The organism is Holdemania sp. (assembly GCF_986127675.1).
Genome location: NZ_CFQZWI010000060.1, coordinates 1 through 17952, shown reverse-complemented (window position 1 = coordinate 17952; position 17952 = coordinate 1). Strand labels below are relative to the sequence as shown.

Below are 17952 nucleotides of genomic sequence, written 5' to 3'. Positions count from 1 at the left end.
CGCTACGACGAAGTTGAGGAACACATGCATATCGAAGCTCAATGGCATCCGCAGAAAGTGGAGACAGTCGATTCCGGTTATCATCATAACCGCTATACCGTCGACGACGCCGAGCTGAAACGTGTCATGGAACGTACGCACAAGCCGAAGGAAAAAGTGGCGGTACGCGCTCCGGTCAAGCGCAAGGAAATGCCGGAACATATTGAAATCCAGCGGCAGAAGCCCAAGACGAAATGTCTGTTAGTCGATGGTTACAATATGATTCATTCGTGGAGTGAGCTTGTTGTGCTGGCCCGGGAAGATCTGTCCGCAGCCCGCGATCAGCTGATCCAGCTGCTTTCCAGCTTCCAGGGAACCCGCACCGGAATTCTGATTCTGGTCTTCGACGCGTATCAGGTCAAGGATAATCCCGGCTCAATTCAGAAGCTGCATAACCTGTACGTCGTCTACACGAAAACCTCGCAGACGGCCGATTCCTACATCGAAAAAGCCACGCATCAGCTCGCCGACCAGTTTGAGGTTACCGTCGCAACTTCCGATGGGATGGAACAGCTGATCATCATGGGGCAGGGCGCGATGCGCCTCAGCTCACGCGAGCTGGAAGTCCAGGTCCAGCAGCTCCGTCATCAACATCGCAAACAGGAACGGGAAAATCTTGAACCCCACCGCCCGCTGAAAGAACTCAAAACCCTGCTTTCTGATCCCGAAGACGATCAGTAAACTCAATGTAAAAACTTCCGACACATAAAAAAAGCGCAGGCTCTAAAAGTCTGTGTTTTCTTTGTTTTTGATCGTTATTCCACGCTGTTCATCCAGTTCCTAAATTCTTCAATCCGAGCTTGTTCTTCGGCTTCCGTCAAAACAGCAGAGTTCTCATATTCTTCAATGTTATGCGATTTTATGAACTTCGCGCCTTTGTAATAGTGAATGGTTGGGATTTTTGTGATCGCATAACGATCCAGAAACGCCAGAAAATCCTGAATCGCCTGCTCAGCTGCCTTCGCGTCCTGCGTAGAACAGGCCGTGATGGAATCTTCAAGATCAAAGAAATAGTAAGCGGCCGGCTGACTCAGTTTCAGCTTTTGGGTATCTTCAACAATCGCCTGACAGGTAACATCCTTTCCCGCACAAAACAATATGAAATAGTTTTCTTCAGTATCCGCCAGACTTTCCAATTCTGCTTCTGTAATCGACTGGATCTTCGGACTGCGGCTGATCTGTGCGCCCAGGCTGGACTTTTTGTCAGAGGCACAGCCGCAAAGCAATAGACTTATGACAATAAAAGCTATTATTTTCTTCATCGTTAATTTCCTCTTTTCACACTACTCTTGCCGCTACGAAACTGTGCTGTTCACGAATGAAATAAAAGACGAAGCGTTTTCCCATTTTGGAATTCTTCGTCTTTTTCTCTTATTTTTACACCCTCGGTTAAGAATCAAGCTTTATCAATCGAAACTTCGTCTTTCGATTGGAAGCCTCGCTTCACTCTTCATTGACTATGGAATAAAAACCAAAGACTTAAATTATTGAATAAACTCTCCGTTATCCTTGTCCATTGGTATGCCCTCTCCAGACTCACTTTTTATTATTGATTCAAAGTCATCGTTTTCTTTTCAGTTTCCTCTCCCCGTTCTGGTAACGAAGAAGGAAACGGCTTAAAATTCGAGCAGCACCTGTTTCATGAGAACCTCCTGTGAGATCGTTGGATCTTTGTATTGATCCTCATCTCTTTCTTTATCTATATAATACAAGATATCCAAGAAGGAAACAGTCTGTTTTTTCACACTTTTTTCCTGTATAATTAAATTGTTGAGGGCAGCGATGAACGCTGCCCTTTATTGTTGGTTTTTCCGCAGCATTCTTCCCGCCGCGGCTTAGTTTTGACGCTTGTGCTCGATCGCCGTAACTATGAATCTGTGGTGGGCTTATCGCGATATTGTCTATCATTTTTTCAAACACACAGAAGTGTCAATCTATCCCTTTCTCGTCTTTGAACTACTGTACTTTATCCACATTGATTCTAAGAATCAGTCGTTCAATCAGAGCCTGGCTTATTCTCTGCTGAAGTCCGTTTTGCACTACTCTTTTTCAAACTCATAATTAAGTATCCGGTGAACGGCCTTAATTGTTTCTTCATCTGGTTGTGTAAATATAGTCGATGGATCTGAAAATAATCTCACGAGTTTATTATTCTGTCTTATATATATAGTATCAAATAGATTATAAACTTCCTCACATTGCCATAAATCCATATTGTCTAAAGGAAAATAGGATCTAATTTCTGATTCAGTCATCTCATGAGGCAAATAAATACAATCAACACAATTTGATTTTCTTTTAAACTCTGCTGTCTTTTCTAATAAATCAAGCATATTTTGGACGGCCGCCTCTTTAGAATCATAACTATATAAAGTTATAGAAACTGTTTTTTGAATAGTCTCTGTCTTTTGTGAAATAACATAAACATATCGATTCTCTTTCAAGCTGCATTCTTCCACTTTATAATCTTCCAGACCAAATACATCGCCATTAACAATCATAGGACCATCGACATCATATTTATTCAAACTACATGACACTAAGAAAAACAGTGTTAATATAAAAAATATCTTTCTGATAGTCTGCATAAAATCAGCGATGATCGCTGCCCTTTATTGTTGGTTTTTCCGCAGCATTCTTCCCGCGGCGGATTGGGTATGACGCTTGTGATCGATCGTCACAACGCCGTTGACCAGAACATAATCAATCCCTTCCGGATACTGGGACATGTTGGCATCACGGTCATAGCTGTGCAGGGCCTCCCGGTCGAAGACGACGATATCCGCGTAATTTCCAATCTGCAGCGAACCGCGTTTCTCGATGCCGAAGCGAACAGCCGGCTTCATCGTGACGTTATGAATCAATTCCTCCATTGCGATCTGGTTCTGATAGCGCGTCAGATAGCGGATGATAAAACTGTAATTCATCGGATTCGGCGTCATCTGAATATCCTCATTCAAGCCGAAATTCATTGATTTATCGCCGGTGAATCCGTCAGAGCATGGCATGGCCATGCGGTGAGTGCAGAGGATATCATTGGATTCGACCGCGCTGGGCATCGCCATATCCGCGCCCATGTCGCAATCCTCAGCAAACAGATCCATGACCAGATCAAGCGGATCTTTTTTCAGCTCCGTCGCGTAAGCATACAGATTTTTCCCAAGATGCGCCGGATTTTGATGGCGTGAAATGGTCAGGATCGGATACATGCTCATCATCAGATTCTTTTCATCGAGCAGCGGATACAGTCCCGCGTCGATCACCGCATGCACCATCTTGCGGAAATCCGGTACCTTGAAGCTCTCGGCAAGATGCTGACGGCTGCCGCACATCAAGACAAAGGGCCGCAGGAAGGTCGCAAAATACGGCACTGTCATATCCATGCTGTAAGGCGAAGGAATCACGTCGTAGCTCAGGTCGCAGCCCTGTTTTTCCATTTCTTCAAAATACGCCAGCGTCTTGCGTGCCGCTTCGGCGTTGGATTGTTCATCGACGCCCATTCCCAGCGTATGAACATGCGATACATTGGCCCGCACGCCCGCGGCCATCGCCTGTTTCAGCATATCCTGATAACCGCCCATCCGGTCCGGTTTGCCTTCCGCGTCATAATTCCGCGTATGCGAAGCAAATATCCCATCGTACTCCTTCACGATTTTCAACATCCGCACCGTTTCGTCAAAACTGGCAAACGGTCCCGGCACATATTGCGGATCGGTGCCTGTCGATAAGCCGAACGCGCCGTCTTCCAAACACTGCCGCGTCAGCTCTTCCATCTTCACGATTTCTTCTTCCGTGGCCGCCCGGCAGCAATCCATGCCCATGACCGTCCCGCGGATCGCGCTGTAGCCCGCCAATGAGGCGATATTGCCGTCTAACGGCTGTTGATCGCACTTGTCCAGATACTCTTTAAATGAATGCCAGTCCATATCAATTCCATACTGTTCCTTCAACGCTTTGACAGCTTTCTCTTTTGGCAAAAGCAACGATGTCATCGTAAAATAGGACGGATCGGCCTGAAACGCAACCTTCGGATCAATGATCGCGCTGCGGTACAATTCGTCGCCGACCGGACCGTAAGAATGACCACAGTTACCGCCGACCACCGTCGTCACGCCCTGCATCAGATAATTGGTCATCGACGGCTCGAACAAAACAGACAAATCTGAATGCGAATGCGGGTCGATGAATCCCGGAGTTACCACTTTCCCCCTGGCGTCGATCTCCTGCTTCGCGGATTCTCCGCTTAAATCGCCGATCGCGGCAATCTGATCGCCGACAATGCCCAGATCGGCCACCTTTCCCGGCGCAGCGGTCCCATCCAGAATCAAGCCCTGACGAATGATCATGTCAAACATAAATAAATCCTCCCTTTTGCCTTCATTATAGCCTCCATCCGGGGAAACAAGAATACCTTTCAGTCAAAAAAAGAGAACAGCCTGACCGCCATTCTCTTTGTTCCTACCTTATGTTTCTATAAACTCTAAGCTCTTTCCTTGGACATCGGACATGATCTTAAAGTGAAATCACGTTTACTTTCAGAATCTACAATTCTTTTTCATAGAAACAGCTTTGAATTTTTTTCATCTCTTTATTTTTCAAAATTCAGCTCATCACTTCTTTCTGAAATTCAAGTTATGAAATATTACTTTTCTCTGCCCATTGGTCTGTCCTCTCCAGACTCACTTTCTATTTTTGATTCTTTGTTTTCTGATATTTCAGATTCAGTTCCCTCTCCCTGTTCTGGTAACAAAGAAGGGAACGGCTTAATATTCGAGAAGTACCTTCTTCATGAGAACCTCCTTTAGAGATCATGGGATCTTTCTGCTTGATCCTCATCTCTTTCTACACCTATATAATACAAGATATAAAAGCAGGAAACAGTCTGTTTTTTTAATTTTTTTCGGAGTATAATTAAATTGTTGAGGGTTGGCATTTTGAGCCGCCCTTTTTCTGTGTTTTCACCACATTTTCCGCATAACAGGCATGGACAAGCAAAGCCTGTTCGTAAAGTGCTGAGGGCAAAAAAGCATTCCCAACAAAAAAGAGAACTGCCTGTTGTTTGCAGACAGTTCCCATTTCATTAAGCAGCTTAATCCAGATCAGCACCGTTGCTTCGGTAGATCTTTGCGATCCAGTCAAAGCTTTGTTTTTTCCAGCGCTGTAAGGTCCCCGATCCATCCTGATTGCGGTCGACATAGACGAAGCCATACCGCTTCGTCATTTCTGCCGATGCCGCGCTGACACAATCGATCGGCCCCCATGAAGTGTATCCGAACACCTCGACCCCATCGTCAATCGCCCGGGCCATCGCCTGAATATGTCCGCGGTGAAAGTCGATCCGGGCCTGATCCTTAACCGTAAATCCGCCGTTTCCGTCAGGCGTCAGTTCTTCCTTCGACCCCAATCCATTCTCTGCGACAAACAACGGCTTGTGGAAATGATCGTATAAATAATTAAGAATGTAGCGCAGCCCTTCCGGATCGATCGGATAATCATAATCCGAGACCGGAACATAAGGATTTTTTAATCCCCGCATGATGTTACCGTTGGCCATCGCGTAGCGGCTTTCATCCGCCGCCACGACTTTGCTTGAATAATAGCTGAACGATATGAAATCCACGGTATGCTTCAACGCCTGCCGGTCTTCCTCCGTGATTTCCAGACACACGTTGTTTTCCCACCACAGCCGTTTTGCGTAATACGGATATTCGCCGGTGCAATGCACATGGATAAAATAATCCAGCTCCTGCTGACTGGTCATCATCGCGATCATATCCTGCGGATCGCAGGTCATCGGATACCGCGGTGCGGAAGCCGCCATGCAGCCGATCTGAATCGCAGGACAGAGCTGCTTCGCCAAGGCGGTCACTCTGGCGCTGGCGACCAGCTGGTGATGTGCCGTCTGGAAGCGGTCCTGCGCGCTCAGCTGGTCCTTGGGCGTCATCACCCCCGCGCCCAATAACGGTGAAATCAGTGTGACATTGATCTCGTTAAAGGTCAGCCAGTATTTTACCCGGTCATGATAACGGCGAAGCACGGTTTCCGCATAACGGAGGAAAAAGCCGATCATCTCCCGGCTGCGGAAGCCGTCGTAAGTCCGGCACAAATGCAGCGGTATCTCATAGTGCGACAGCGTGATCAGCGGCTCGATGCCATATTTCAGACATTCGTCAATCACCCGGTCATAGAACGCCAGTCCTGCTTCATTGGGTTCCACTTCATCCCCACGCGGATAAATCCGGCTCCATGCGATCGAGAAACGAAATACCTTGAAGCCCATTTCCGCCATCAGCGCGATATCTTCCCGATAGCGGTGATAAAAATCCGTGCCGATCAGTTTCAAATTATCAGGAGTTGGCTGGTTGGTGACCGGTCCGCGCACGCCCTGCGGCATAACGTCCTGCTGGGACAGACCCTTACCATCCTCAAGATAAGCACCCTCGCACTGGTTGGCCGCCAGCGCGCCGCCCCATAAAAATCCTTTCGGAAAGGCCATCAGCGAATCACCGTTAAAATTTCATCGCCGGCTTCGACGTGTTCCCGGCTGTTTTCCACGACGTCCAGCACCTCTGCGGAATTTGTGATCAGCACTGGCGTTACCAGATCATAACCGGCATCCCGCACAGCTTTTAAATCCACCTGCACTAACGGCGTGCCGACTTCGACCGCATCACCGGTTTTGACCAGCGCCGTAAAATGTTCGCCGTTGAGCTTGACGGTATCCAGACCGATATGAATCAGCACTTCCGTGCCATCCTCGGCGACCAGTCCGATCGCATGCTTGGTTTCAAACAACATCGCAACCTTGCCTTTGACCGGCGAACCAAACTCGCCGCTTTCCGGAATCAAGGCGCAGCCCTGACCCAATGCGCCGCTGGCGAACGTATCATCCTTAACCTGTTCCAGCGGAATCAGCTGACCCGCGGCCGGAGAATGAATTACCAGCTTTTTATTCAGCACCGCCGGCTTGACTGCCGCTTCCGCCTTGCTGGAAGCCGGCGCCGGATCCTTATGCGTCAGATAGCTGAACACGAACGCCAATACCATCGAAATCGCGACGGCGATGCAGATATTGAGAAACGAGTTGTCGCTGCCCAAATAAACCGGGAGCGCAAAGATCGTCGACGTTCCGTAAGCCCACTGCTTAACCCCCGTCAGACCGGCATACAGACCGCCGATTGCACCAGCTGCCATCGCACTGTATAACGGCCGTTTCAATTTCATGCCAATGCCGTACAAGGTCGGTTCCGTAATGCCGCACAGCGCTGTGACGCCAACGGTGGACGCCAGTGATTTCAATTCCTTATCTTTCGTTTTCAGCGCCACGCCGAAGGTTGCCGCCGACTGCGCCATGTTGCTGCAAACCATTCCCGGCGCCAGAATTGTCGCATAGCCGACCGTCGCCCGCTGGATCGACTGCGCGCTGCCCAGCGCATAGTGCATCCCCGTCATGACTAACAGCGGACATAAGCCGCCCACCAGCATCGGAACCAGCCAGCCGACCTGAGTGTCCAGGAAGGTGAAGAACGATGCCAGATAATTACCGAAGATCGCGCCTAACGGCCCCAAAACGATAAATCCGACCGGAACGGTGACCAGGATCACAATCATCGGAACAAAGAAGGTTTTAATCGCTTTCGGCGTCCATTTCGTCACCCACTTTTCCACAATCGACTGGAAGTAGACGATCAGGATGATCGGAACGACGCTGGAGGTGTAGGTTGCCAGCGTGACCGGCAGGCCCAGCAGCGTCACCGGATCACCCGCGGTTTTTAAGCCCAGATAGGTCGGATGCACCAGCATCGCCGCAAAGATCAGCGATAAATAAGGGTTGCATTTGAATTTCTTTCCCGCTGAGAAGGCCAGGAAGAACGGCATATAATAGAAGACGCAGTCGGCGACCATATAGAAAATCTGATAAGTCTGCGTCGTGTTGTCGATCAGGCTGAACTGCACAAGAATGGACAGGATCGCTTTGATCATTCCAGCGCCGGCCAGCGGACCGATCATCGGCATGACGATGCTGGCCATCGTGTCAAATAAGGCGGAGATCAGGTTTTTCTTTTCCTTCTTCTCCTCCCCATCCGTCTGAATATGCGCAATCTGAATTAATTCATTGTAGACGTCGGCGACCTGCGTGCCGATGACGATCTGGAACTGACCGCCTTTGTTGACGCAGCCGACAACACCGGTAATGTTTTTCACATTTTCAATATTCGCTTTGGACTCATCCTTCAACGTAAACCGCAGCCGCGTCATGCAGTGGGTTACGGACGCGATGTTGTGTTCGCCGCCGATCTCATTGAGAATCGCGCGGACTAAGCTTTCGTATTTCATCTTCTCCTCCTTGGCCACAGGAAGCGGCCCTGTTTCTTCACTTTCTGAATCTGGTGAATTGTCCGGCATCGGGGTACAAAAAAGCCTGTCGCCGCTTCCTCCTTTTCGCTCCACGTTTAAAAACGGGATAGAAAGGGGAAAACGAACGGCAGGCTTTGCCCTTGCGGTTACAATCCTACGCTTGGCTCTTTTCTCTTTCTGTCAGTCTCCGGATGTGAAGCATGAAGTAGAGCATTTCCTCATGGGTCAGCTCCACGCCCAGCTTCGCATCCAGATACGTTTTAATCCGGCTTGCGCAGGCATACGCATCCGGGTATTTTTCTTTTACCTTCTCAAACAGATAATCGTCCTCGCTGACGTTCAGCGAGCCGCGGATTCGCTGCAGGAAGAACCGGATATGCGTGATAAACCGGCTGTAATTGATCGAATTCTCATTCAAATCGATCTTGTAATGAAACTTGATAATATTCAGGATGTCTTGAATAATCTGCGTGGCTTCTACCGTTTCGCGGATCGCTTCGCCGCTTTGCTGGCCATTGACAAAATGCATGGCGATGAAACTGGCCTCATCCTCCGTCAGCTGCAGTCCTTCGGAATACTCGATCAGCTCCAGCGCTTTCATCGAAGCGGCGAATTCGCGCGGATAGAATTTCTTGATTTCCCACAACAGCGCGTTTTTGAGCTGTTCATTTTGTTTTGCGCGCTTGATCACAAAATGAATGTGGTCGGTCAGGCCGATGTAAATTACGTCGTCAAATTGAACGTTCAACTCCTTCTGCGCCATTTCGACGATCTTTTTAGTCAGTTCCAGATGGTTGATCGGAATTTCCTTCATCAGCCTGACAAAATCCTCCTGCTGCTGATGCGCGGTAATTTTGAAAACCTTATCGATTTTGGATTCATCAGCCGGATCGCCCGGCTTCATGGCATAACCGATGCCGCGTCCCATCAGAATCACTTCCAGCAAGTTCTCGTCTTCGGCTAACAGAATATTGTTGTTGAACACTTTCTTTACTCGCAATTTCATCCCTCCTTTCCAAAATAAAAGCCTAAACTACACCCATAATATCAGATAAACTGATACAATGAAATCCAGTTTAGGCTTTGCCTTTTTCAAGTTACAACCCTAAATACATTTGTTATTCTAGCCAAATCCTCGAACTTTGTCAACGCTTTCTTTTTTTAAGAATGCCATTTTTTGACATTTTCCAAGTTCCAGTTCAATTCCAAAATCAGGATTTACCAGCCGAATTCCTTATAATGCGGATAAACTTCGGTATTGTTGTATTCCGGGCCGCCTGGGAAATTCGCGCTCTTTAACAACAGCGGCGTTTTTCCGCTCTTCATCATTTCTTCCAATGCAACCGCGGTCACTGACCAGAGAATGTAGGAGCTGGCGATGCCGCTGGCTGCCGCGAAGTTCGCTTCGATGCCGTCGATTTTCAGCATGGCTTCGGCTGCCGGAGCGCAGTTGTCGAGCGTCAGATCGACAAATTCATACAGTTTCTTGCCGGATGAATGCACGGCGTCCACGGTCTGCGCATAGCTCATCGAACTCATGGCAATGACCTTGATTCCCATTTTCTTGGCTTCCCAAGCCAGGTCGACGACACCTTTAGTCCGTCCGGAAACCGAACCGACAAACAGAATATCGCCCGGCCGGATCGTCGATGCCTTTAAGATATATTCGCCTAAGCCTTCCATATCCGTATCCAAATCGCTGCGGTCGCGCTCGCGGGCATCCGACTGCACGTCTAATTTATAATGAAATGTCCGGTAAAATGCCGGTCCGCCGCCGCGGTTGAACAGGTCCATTTCGATGGAATGGCAGATGCCGCTGAGATAAATATTCCCTCCCGCATCGATCGTTTCCGCAATCATTTTGCCTGCTGTGATGATGTTTTCCCGCTGTGTCGTTTTGATTTGTTCAAACAGTTGATCTACTCGTTTCTGATAATCGTCCAGTATCATTTTTCGTTCTCCTTTGTTCAGTCTTATCATAGCAAACACCCCGGTAAATTACCACAGGATTTGGTTAAAAAATTCAATTAAAACAAATTGTATTCGGGTTATAATTGCAGTTTTGATTTAACTTAATTATATTTCATACTTGATTATAAAAGTAATCTTCGATTTTCTATACTTAGTAAAGCATGACCAGCAGCAACAGAACAGACTGACCGGCTGTCAAAAAATCATAAGAAAAATGGTTCGCTAAGACGATTGCCTTGTAAAACAAGCTGCGATATTCAGTTCGAAACTGAATTTCGATAAGGAATAATAAAATCCTGATTTGCCTGCTGCTTAAATGACAATCCTCGACTTCGTAAATCGAATCAAAACAAACAGAATTGAAGCTTATTTCCGAAAAGTATCTTCAGCGCTCTTTTTTTACTTTGTGAACATGTTTTTCATCATTTTCTTAGGGGGTTATTTTTACTTTTCCGCAATATTAATAGTGTTGGGTTTTGTTGAACCGCGGATGCCCGTCCGGACAGAATCGACTTTTGACCTTTTCAATTCGATTCAAACCGACAGATTTTTGTCGTCTGTCATTCAAGGAGGGCAATTCTATGGAACATTTCCTGGAACTTTTTGTCAATGTAGTTTTGAAAGTTGGTTTGCCCCTGATCGAATGTTCGATCAAGGTGATTGAATGCCACTTAAAAATTATAGAAGCCAAAAAGAAAGGCGCTGTGTCAACTCCCAAGAAAACCCAGCGCTCATCTGTCCGCCGCCATTCTCGTAAGAGATAGCGCATGACGGGTGCCGCCTTTCAGCAACACCTTACACCTTTAGTATAGACATTCCGGATGGAATTTCAACCTTTTTCTTTCATTCCTGAGTTAATTTTACTCAATTCGTCCTCGCTCGTTCTGGAACCTGATGCTTCTATTTTAAAAGAATCTTAAATCCTGAAATCCGCAAAAACATCTCTTCGCAATCAACCGGGCTTGCCGTTCACCAGCTGTATCCTTCGACCATCCCGGGCGTCACCGGCCCAGAATCGTCCGGTCGGACAAAACCGCGTGTTCGCTTTCATACAACGCCATGACGTCTTTGACGCTCAGCCGGCGGCGTTCTTCCCCGCTATAAATATGCAGGATCCGCCCCTCGTTCATAACGATTGTTTTATTGCCATACGCCAGCGCGTTTTCGATATTGTGCGTGATCATCAGCGTCGTGATCTGATCCCGTTCGATAATCCGCTGCGTCAGGTCCATGATCGCCCGGGCTGTGCGCGGATCCAGCGCCGCCGTGTGTTCGTCCAAAAGCAGCAGTTTCGGCGTGACGACCGTCGCCATCAACAGCGTCAGCGCCTGCCGCTGGCCGCCCGATAAATGGCCGGCCGGGGTTTTCATCCGTTCCTCCAGCCCGAGATTCAGCGATTTCAACAAATCATAAAAGAACCGCTCGTCCTTCCGGCTGACGCCCAGCTGCAGCGACCGCCGCTTTCCCCGGCTGTACGCCAGTCCCAGGTTTTCTTCAATCGTCATTGACGGCGCTGTGCCTTTCAGGGGATCCTGAAACAGCCTGCCGATCGCATGGCTGCGGCGGTGTTCCTTCATCCGCGTCATGTCCTGCCCCTGCAGCGTGATCTGTCCCGAAGTTAAAGGCAGACTTCCGGCAATCGCGCTCAGCAGCGTGCTTTTCCCCGCGCCGTTGGAACCGATCACCGTGGCAAAGTCGCCCGCTTCCAGCGTCAGACTGACATGATCCAGCGCCGTTTTCTCATTGACCGTTCCACCGTTAAAGACGACGGTCGCCTCCCGTACCTCAAGCATGACGTTTCCGCCTCCTTTTCAGCCGCCCCTGCATCTGCGGCACAGCCAGCGCCAGGACGACCAGCGCCGAAGAAAACAATTTCAGATCGCTCGCCGCCAGTCCCAGCGACAGCGCGAAGGTCAGCACGAAGCGATAGACGATCGTACCTGCGCAGACAGAACTCAGATGATGCGCCAGTCCGCCTTTGCCAAATAAGGTTTCGCCGATGATGATCGACGCCAAACCCAGCACCAGCATCCCCAAGCCGCCGTTATTGTCTGCGAATTGCTGCTGCTGCGCCAACAGACCGCCGGATAAGGCGACGAAGCCGTTAGCCAGCGCCAGCCCCAGAATCTTCATCGAATCGGTGTTGATTGACGATGCCCGGACCATCTCCTCATTGTCGCCTGTCGCTCGTAACGACAAGCCCAGCTGTGTCTTTAAGAACAACGTCAGCAGTGCGGCCAACAAAACAACGATCAGAAACAAAAGCAGAGTAGGGGTCTGCACCGCTTTCCCTTGAAACAGGGAAAACAGCGTTTCCTTTTTATATAACGACAGGTTCGGCTTGCCGCCCATGATCCTCAGATTCACGGAATACAGCGCCGTCATCGTCAGAATACCCGCCAGAATCGGCTGGATTTTCAATCGGGTATGAAGCAGACCGGTGACGCTCCCCGCGCCCAAACCGCCCGCAAAGGCCGCCGCCAGTCCCAGAATCGGATGTCCTGCCAGCGTCAGCACCGCGCTGATCGCCATTCCGGTCACAAAGCTGCCGTCGACGGTTAAGTCCGGCGTGTTCAGAATCCTGAACGAAAGAAACAACCCCAGCCCCAGCACGGAATACACCAAGCCCAGCTGCAGGGTCGATAAAACGGTATCCAGCGACATTATTAGCGCCTCCTTTCTTTATTGCGGATCTTGAATCATAACCAGCTGCTCATCTTGCGCCAGACTTTCCGGCAGCGTCAGATGCAGCGCTTCCAACGCGTCGGTATTGACGTAGACGCTCAGATTTTCATTAAAGACCTTGACCGGAATCGCACTGACGTCGGTCCCCTGGAGCACCTGATCGACCATCCGGGCGGTTTCCTTGCCCAGATCAACATAATTGATGCCGATCGTCGCCGTGCCGCCGTCCATGACCATTGAATCCGCCCCGACGTAGACCGGAATCCCGGCAGACCGCGTGATCTGCGTAACGGTGCTCATTGCGGTTGCGACAGTATTGTCGTTGGGCGAGAACAGCGCGTCGCATTTTTCACTTAGAACCTGCGCCGCCTGGGCGACTTCCGAGGTATTGGCCACCGGCGCCTCGATTACCGTTAAGCCCAGCGCTTTGGCCGCTTCTCTGGCCTTGGCGATGTTGGTTTGGGAATTCACTTCCCCAACGTTGTAAATCATCCCCAGTGTTTTCAGTTCCGGCTGCAGCTGCAGCGCCAGATCCAGAATCTGCGCGACCGCGATTTCGTCGCTGGTGCCGGTGATGTTCTGATCCGGATGTTCCAGGCTGGACGTCAGCCCGGACGCGATCGGATCCGTGACGGCCGAGAAGATAACCGGCGTCGTTTCCGCCAGCTGCGCCGCGGACTGGGCGGTCGGCGTCGCAATCGCCACCACGACGTCCAGCTTCTCCGACTGGAACGAGGAAACGATGGAGCCAATGTTGCTTTGCTCCCCCTGCGCGTTTTTGAAGAGGATCGTACAGTTTACTCCATCCTGATAACCAAGCTCGGCCAGCTCTTCTTCAAAGCTGTCGTAAATCATGTTTAACGAAGTATGCTCCATCAGCTGAATCACGCCGATCCGCGGACCATCCGCCGCTTTTCCAGAACAACCGGAGAGCACGAAGCTCAGCCCCAGCACTATGATACTCAATAATCTTTTAAACTTTTTCATTTTTCTTTTCTCCTCATAATTTTCACCCTGACTTGTTGAAAATCGGCTGTCCCCATCGTTCTTTCCCACGCCGCGGACTTCCGATTTTTCTGTTCTTGAGCGCAGCGGCTTACGGCCGCCGCGCCTCAAACCACATGCGGATGTTTTTTCCCATCCTCATCGCCTCCTGTTCTTTCTGGCTTTATAGCGAGAGGACGCCGGAGAATGTAAAAAGCCCGCCCTCATGGAAAGTTTAAAACTCTCCTTCAAGGGCAGGCTGAATTTCCTGCGGTACCACCTTGTTTGAAAAAAGACTGCGTCTCTTATCTTTTCTCCACTCACCAAAAATGCCAACACATTTTCTGCCTTTTAACGTCGGCTCACGTCCTCAGCTACTCGGCTTCCCTTTCGCCTGGCCCTCCGGGGTCCATTTACACAGCGGCTTCTCTGTCTGGCTTCCACCTTGCCCAAACTCTCTTTAAGCGCCTGTCCGTGCTTGATCTCCCCATCACCGGTTTAATTTCATTCTACTCGCATGAAGGGAAATGTCAATGGGAATTTCACCCGGCAATTCCCGGAATTCTTCTGTTTTTCGTTTTTTCCTTCGGAATTCTGCGCTTTTTGCCACTTTTTATCCTCTCTTTTTTGCCAATCGAATAGATTGTGGTAAAATAAAGAATGATTCATCAAAATGGATTTCCGCGGAAATCCCCCACAGAGTAAGGAGAATCAAAACGCATGTCAGAACAAAACAAATCCATGGATCCCCAAGAATCCCAAAATAAACCCGGGAAGAAAAAACGCAAGGTATCGCTGGGTAAGAAAATCGCGATCTTCTTCGTCTATTTTCTTCTGATCGTCGGATTGATCGTCGGATGCGGAGGTTTGTATATCGCTTCAGATATGATCAAGGACGCACCTGCGATCAGCCTGTCGGACTTTGAAGGTCTGGAATCTTCTCAGGTTTATGATCAAGACGGCAACCTGATCACCGAACTGGGCGCTTACCTGCGCGAAAACATCACCTACGACGAGATGCCGGCCTCGCTGGTCGACGCCTTTGTCGCCATTGAAGACTCGCGTTTCTTCGAACATCCCGGCTTCGACGTTCCCCGTTTCGCCAAAGCGGCGCTGGAGAATCTGAAGTCCAAGAGCTTCGGTCAGGGTGGTTCGACGTTTACGATGCAGTTAGTGAAAAACACCTACTTCCAGGTCGACGATCTGGAGAATTCGACGATTGCGGAAAAATCGGTCGACCGCAAGGTTCAGGAAATCTGGACGGCATTGAAGCTGGAAAAGCTGATTGATAAGAAACAGATCTTCCAGCTGTATTTAAACAAGCTGAACTTCGGCGGCAACATCCGCGGCGTGCAGAAAGCGGCGCAGTATTACTTTGGTAAGGACGCCAAAGACTTGAGCCTGAGCGAGAGCGCGCTGCTGGCGGGTATCATCAACCGGCCGAACGCCTACAATCCTTACGAAAATCTTGATTATGCCACCAACCGGCGCAACACTGTGCTGGATATGATGGTTTATCATGGCTATATCAGCGAACAGGAAGCCGATCTGGCCAAGTCGATCCGCGTGGAGGATCTGTTAGTCGGCGAGGATTACACGATCTCCGAAAGCGGCGGGCCATATCAGGCTTATGTCGACGCGGTGATCGAAGAAGTCAAGCAGATCACAGGCAAGGATCCGGCCCTGACGCCGATGAAGGTCTACACCAACATGGACCGGACGGTTCAGGAACAGATCGACGCCATTCAGAAAGGCGAAAATATCGAGTATCCGGACGAGCTGATGCAGATCGCGATCGTGTCGATGAACAACCAGACCGGCGAGATCCGCGGCTTAGGCGGCGGACGGAATTATTCCGGAGCGCGCTTGTTGAACCGGGCGACCAGCCAGTTTAAACAGCCAGGCTCGGCGGTCAAGCCGTTCTTGTCCTATGCCCTGGCGTTTGAACATCTGGGCTGGGCGACCGATCACGTCATCACCGACCGGCCGATCGTTTACCGCGGCACCAAGAAAGTCATCAACAACTTCGACGGCCAGTACCGCGGCGACGTCACGCTGCAGCAGGCTGTCGGACAGTCGCTGAATACCCCGGCGATTCAGACACTGCAGGAAGTCATCGACACGATCGGACGTTCCAAGGTCATCGACTATCTGCAAAGTCTGGGCTTCTCGCGTGTCGATAACGATCATTTCGACACCGGCTACGCAATCGGCGGTTCTTCCTTCGAAGCCAGCGCCACGGAAATGGCGAGCGCGCATGCCGCGATGGTCAACGGCGGCCGGTATGTGAAGCCGCATACCGTCGCACGGATTGAGTTTGGCGACGGCAGCGCGGATTATGTCGCGGATCACGAAGGCAGGCAGGTTATCAGCGAGGAAGCGGCCTACATGGCCAGCACCTTGATGCAGTATTGCGTTGAAGGTCCGTATTTCAACTACATGCAGGTCTTAAAGCGCAGCTATCCAGTCTATGCCAAGACCGGCACGACCGACTGGGGCAAGGATGGCCTGCGGTTTGGTATTCCGGAAGGCGCGGCCAAGGATAAATGGATGATCGCCTCCACGAGCCAGACGACCAACGTCGTGTGGGTCGGCTACGACAAGGGCGTTAAAGATGAAAAAACTTACTTTGACAACAGGAAAAGCCAGAAAAATATCCCGGGCCAGATCTGCGAGCTTCTGCTGGACGCCAACTATGATGAAAAGAATCCGCCGAAGGCGCTGGTTCAGCCGGACGGCGTGGAAAGCATCACCCACATTATCGGTACCTTCCCATATGCCGCAGTGGACGGCGTGGATCCGAATCTGTCCACAACCGGTTTGATCAAGAAGGAATACAACACGCTGGTTTCGCCATGGGGCAATTCCGAACAGAAGCTGGAAAGCACGGTCAGCGGTTATATCGACGAATGGGGCGGCCTGACGATCAACTGGGGCGGCTACCGCGGCGATCTGCCGGAAAACCAGAAAGAAATCAGCCTGTCTCAAGGCGATATCTACGTTTATGCCGTCGGTCAGAAGCTGTTCGACTGGAACTGGATCCTCGGCAATCCTTACTATTACGCCAAAGTTTATCTCAATGGCAATCTGTACCACGAAGTTACCTCAGATCAGCCGACCTATTACGATTGGGTGGAAGGCGGCGGCAGCGTCAAGGTCTGCGGTTATTACGTTTACAGTACAGGATTGCACAGCGAGGAACAGTGCGTTACCGTCCGATAAGCATGGCCAGCCGCATCCTCTTCAGGGATGCGGTTTTCTTTATCATGCGCTCAAGGAAGGCTTCAATGCGGTTTCATTTTACCTGTGATTCCCTTCGCCTGCACACTTTCACAGATTTTCTTTTCTTTACTTTGCGATCTCATTCATACAAAAAGAACGTCGGTCAATTCCGGCGTTCCTTTCCAATTTACCCCATTTCAAAGTTTGTGATCCGCAATCATTTTCTGCTTCAATTCAGTTCATCATCAGAAAATACGTTATTCCGGCGCAGACTGCCTCTGGCGGACAAGTTCTTTCCCTGCGCCTTTCAGCGCCCGGCCTGGCTGTCAGAGAGTTCAGGCATGCAGTGCGCGGCCGACGGCGGCGTTGACCGATTTTCCATCCGTTTTTCCTTTGTAGCGCGCCATCATTTCCTTGATCAACATCCCTTTGTTTTTCATTACCGGTTCCAGCTGAAGCTCCGTAATTACAGCCTGAACCGCTTCATCCAGCTCTGCTTCGCTCATCTGCGCGGGCAGATAGGCTTCGATAATTTCAATTTTACGCTGCGTTTCCGCGATCAGATCCGCGCGGCTGGCCGGCGTCTGCGCCAGCGCGTCCTTTGTCTGCTTCAGTTCTTTCTGAACATAGGCCAGCTCTTCTTCTTCGCTTAACGGCTGGCCGGCCTCCTTTTCCGCCAGCGCGATCGCCGAG

The 17952-nt window shown here is 50.0% G+C and carries 14 protein-coding genes; 3 read left to right on the top strand and 11 right to left on the bottom strand.

What is annotated here, in order from left to right; translation table 11 throughout:
- The coding region (locus tag AC5OW4_RS09865; protein WP_493676920.1) for an NYN domain-containing protein at positions 1-720 on the top strand (720 nt) is incomplete at its 5' end.
- A gap of 74 nt (positions 721-794) precedes the next feature.
- On the opposite strand, the gene AC5OW4_RS09860 is transcribed toward AC5OW4_RS09865, so the two are convergent.
- The 7 genes from AC5OW4_RS09860 to AC5OW4_RS09830 form a co-directional block, all read right to left on the bottom strand.
- Complete coding sequence (locus AC5OW4_RS09860) at positions 795-1301, bottom strand: hypothetical protein (protein WP_072683804.1); 507 nt, start codon at positions 1299-1301, stop codon at positions 795-797.
- A 777-nt stretch (positions 1302-2078) separates the two neighbouring features.
- A complete protein-coding gene (locus tag AC5OW4_RS09855) occupies positions 2079-2567 on the bottom strand; it encodes a hypothetical protein (protein ID WP_139248571.1) in 489 nt (162 codons plus the stop codon).
- 84 nt (positions 2568-2651) lie between these two features.
- Entirely contained in the window at positions 2652-4394 is a 1743-nt protein-coding gene (locus AC5OW4_RS09850; RefSeq protein WP_072683806.1) for an N-acyl-D-amino-acid deacylase family protein, read from the bottom strand.
- 734 nt (positions 4395-5128) lie between these two features.
- Positions 5129-6535 (bottom strand): glycoside hydrolase family 1 protein, encoded by a 1407-nt coding sequence (locus tag AC5OW4_RS09845; RefSeq protein WP_195396220.1) that lies wholly within the window; start codon positions 6533-6535, stop codon positions 5129-5131.
- Entirely contained in the window at positions 6535-8376 is a 1842-nt protein-coding gene (locus tag AC5OW4_RS09840) for a beta-glucoside-specific PTS transporter subunit IIABC (RefSeq protein ID WP_295767749.1), read from the bottom strand. Before AC5OW4_RS09840 ends, AC5OW4_RS09845 begins: the two co-directional genes overlap by 1 nt.
- Positions 8377-8551: 175 nt before the next feature.
- A complete protein-coding gene (licT, locus tag AC5OW4_RS09835; RefSeq protein WP_083538452.1) occupies positions 8552-9403 on the bottom strand; it encodes a BglG family transcription antiterminator LicT in 852 nt (283 codons plus the stop codon).
- A gap of 212 nt (positions 9404-9615) precedes the next feature.
- The gene (locus AC5OW4_RS09830) at positions 9616-10347 is read right to left on the bottom strand and encodes a sugar isomerase domain-containing protein (protein WP_039864589.1); all 732 of its coding nucleotides are present in this window, start codon (positions 10345-10347) and stop codon (positions 9616-9618) included.
- A gap of 602 nt (positions 10348-10949) precedes the next feature.
- Here AC5OW4_RS09830 and AC5OW4_RS09825 point away from each other — a divergent pair.
- Positions 10950-11132, top strand: coding sequence for a hypothetical protein (locus AC5OW4_RS09825; RefSeq protein ID WP_072683808.1), 183 nt, complete (start codon positions 10950-10952; stop codon positions 11130-11132).
- Between the two features lie 237 nt (positions 11133-11369).
- Here the strand turns inward: AC5OW4_RS09825 and AC5OW4_RS09820 are convergent, their stop codons facing one another.
- Genes AC5OW4_RS09820 through AC5OW4_RS09810 form a run of 3 tightly spaced genes read right to left on the bottom strand, consistent with a single transcriptional unit; the run spans position 11370 to position 14040 of the window.
- Entirely contained in the window at positions 11370-12161 is a 792-nt protein-coding gene (locus tag AC5OW4_RS09820; protein WP_072683809.1) for an ABC transporter ATP-binding protein, read from the bottom strand.
- Positions 12154-13032: an ABC transporter permease gene (locus AC5OW4_RS09815; RefSeq protein WP_072683810.1), complete on the bottom strand. Its 879-nt coding sequence runs from the start codon at positions 13030-13032 to the stop codon at positions 12154-12156. Before AC5OW4_RS09815 ends, AC5OW4_RS09820 begins: the two co-directional genes overlap by 8 nt.
- Before the next feature lie 18 nt (positions 13033-13050).
- The gene (locus tag AC5OW4_RS09810; RefSeq protein ID WP_072683970.1) at positions 13051-14040 is read right to left on the bottom strand and encodes an ABC transporter substrate-binding protein; all 990 of its coding nucleotides are present in this window, start codon (positions 14038-14040) and stop codon (positions 13051-13053) included.
- Between the two features lie 717 nt (positions 14041-14757).
- Between AC5OW4_RS09810 and AC5OW4_RS09805 the strand changes: the two genes are divergently transcribed.
- Entirely contained in the window at positions 14758-17259 is a 2502-nt protein-coding gene (locus AC5OW4_RS09805; RefSeq protein WP_083538454.1) for a transglycosylase domain-containing protein, read from the top strand.
- 335 nt (positions 17260-17594) lie between these two features.
- Here AC5OW4_RS09805 and AC5OW4_RS09800 read toward each other — a convergent pair.
- Positions 17595-17952 (bottom strand): GatB/YqeY domain-containing protein (locus AC5OW4_RS09800; protein WP_493676919.1); only part of this gene is annotated, 358 nt, incomplete at its 5' end.

Bases quoted from the DNA above. Each gene is read 5' to 3' on its own strand.
- AC5OW4_RS09845 (WP_195396220.1), bottom strand. From the start codon at position 6,535: ATGGCCTTTCCGAAAGGATTTTTATGGGGCGGCGCGCTGGCGGCCAAC.
- AC5OW4_RS09860 (WP_072683804.1), bottom strand. From the start codon at position 1,301: ATGAAGAAAATAATAGCTTTTATTGTCATAAGTCTATTGCTTTGCGGC.
- AC5OW4_RS09805 (WP_083538454.1), top strand. From the start codon at position 14,758: ATGTCAGAACAAAACAAATCCATGGATCCCCAAGAATCCCAAAATAAA.
- AC5OW4_RS09840 (WP_295767749.1), bottom strand. From the start codon at position 8,376: ATGAAATACGAAAGCTTAGTCCGCGCGATTCTCAATGAGATCGGCGGC.
- AC5OW4_RS09850 (WP_072683806.1), bottom strand. From the start codon at position 4,394: ATGTTTGACATGATCATTCGTCAGGGCTTGATTCTGGATGGGACCGCT.
- AC5OW4_RS09820 (WP_072683809.1), bottom strand. From the start codon at position 12,161: ATGCTTGAGGTACGGGAGGCGACCGTCGTCTTTAACGGTGGAACGGTC.
- AC5OW4_RS09830 (WP_039864589.1), bottom strand. From the start codon at position 10,347: ATGATACTGGACGATTATCAGAAACGAGTAGATCAACTGTTTGAACAA.
- AC5OW4_RS09810 (WP_072683970.1), bottom strand. From the start codon at position 14,040: ATGAAAAAGTTTAAAAGATTATTGAGTATCATAGTGCTGGGGCTGAGC.
- AC5OW4_RS09825 (WP_072683808.1), top strand. From the start codon at position 10,950: ATGGAACATTTCCTGGAACTTTTTGTCAATGTAGTTTTGAAAGTTGGT.
- AC5OW4_RS09815 (WP_072683810.1), bottom strand. From the start codon at position 13,032: ATGTCGCTGGATACCGTTTTATCGACCCTGCAGCTGGGCTTGGTGTAT.
- licT (WP_083538452.1), bottom strand. From the start codon at position 9,403: ATGAAATTGCGAGTAAAGAAAGTGTTCAACAACAATATTCTGTTAGCC.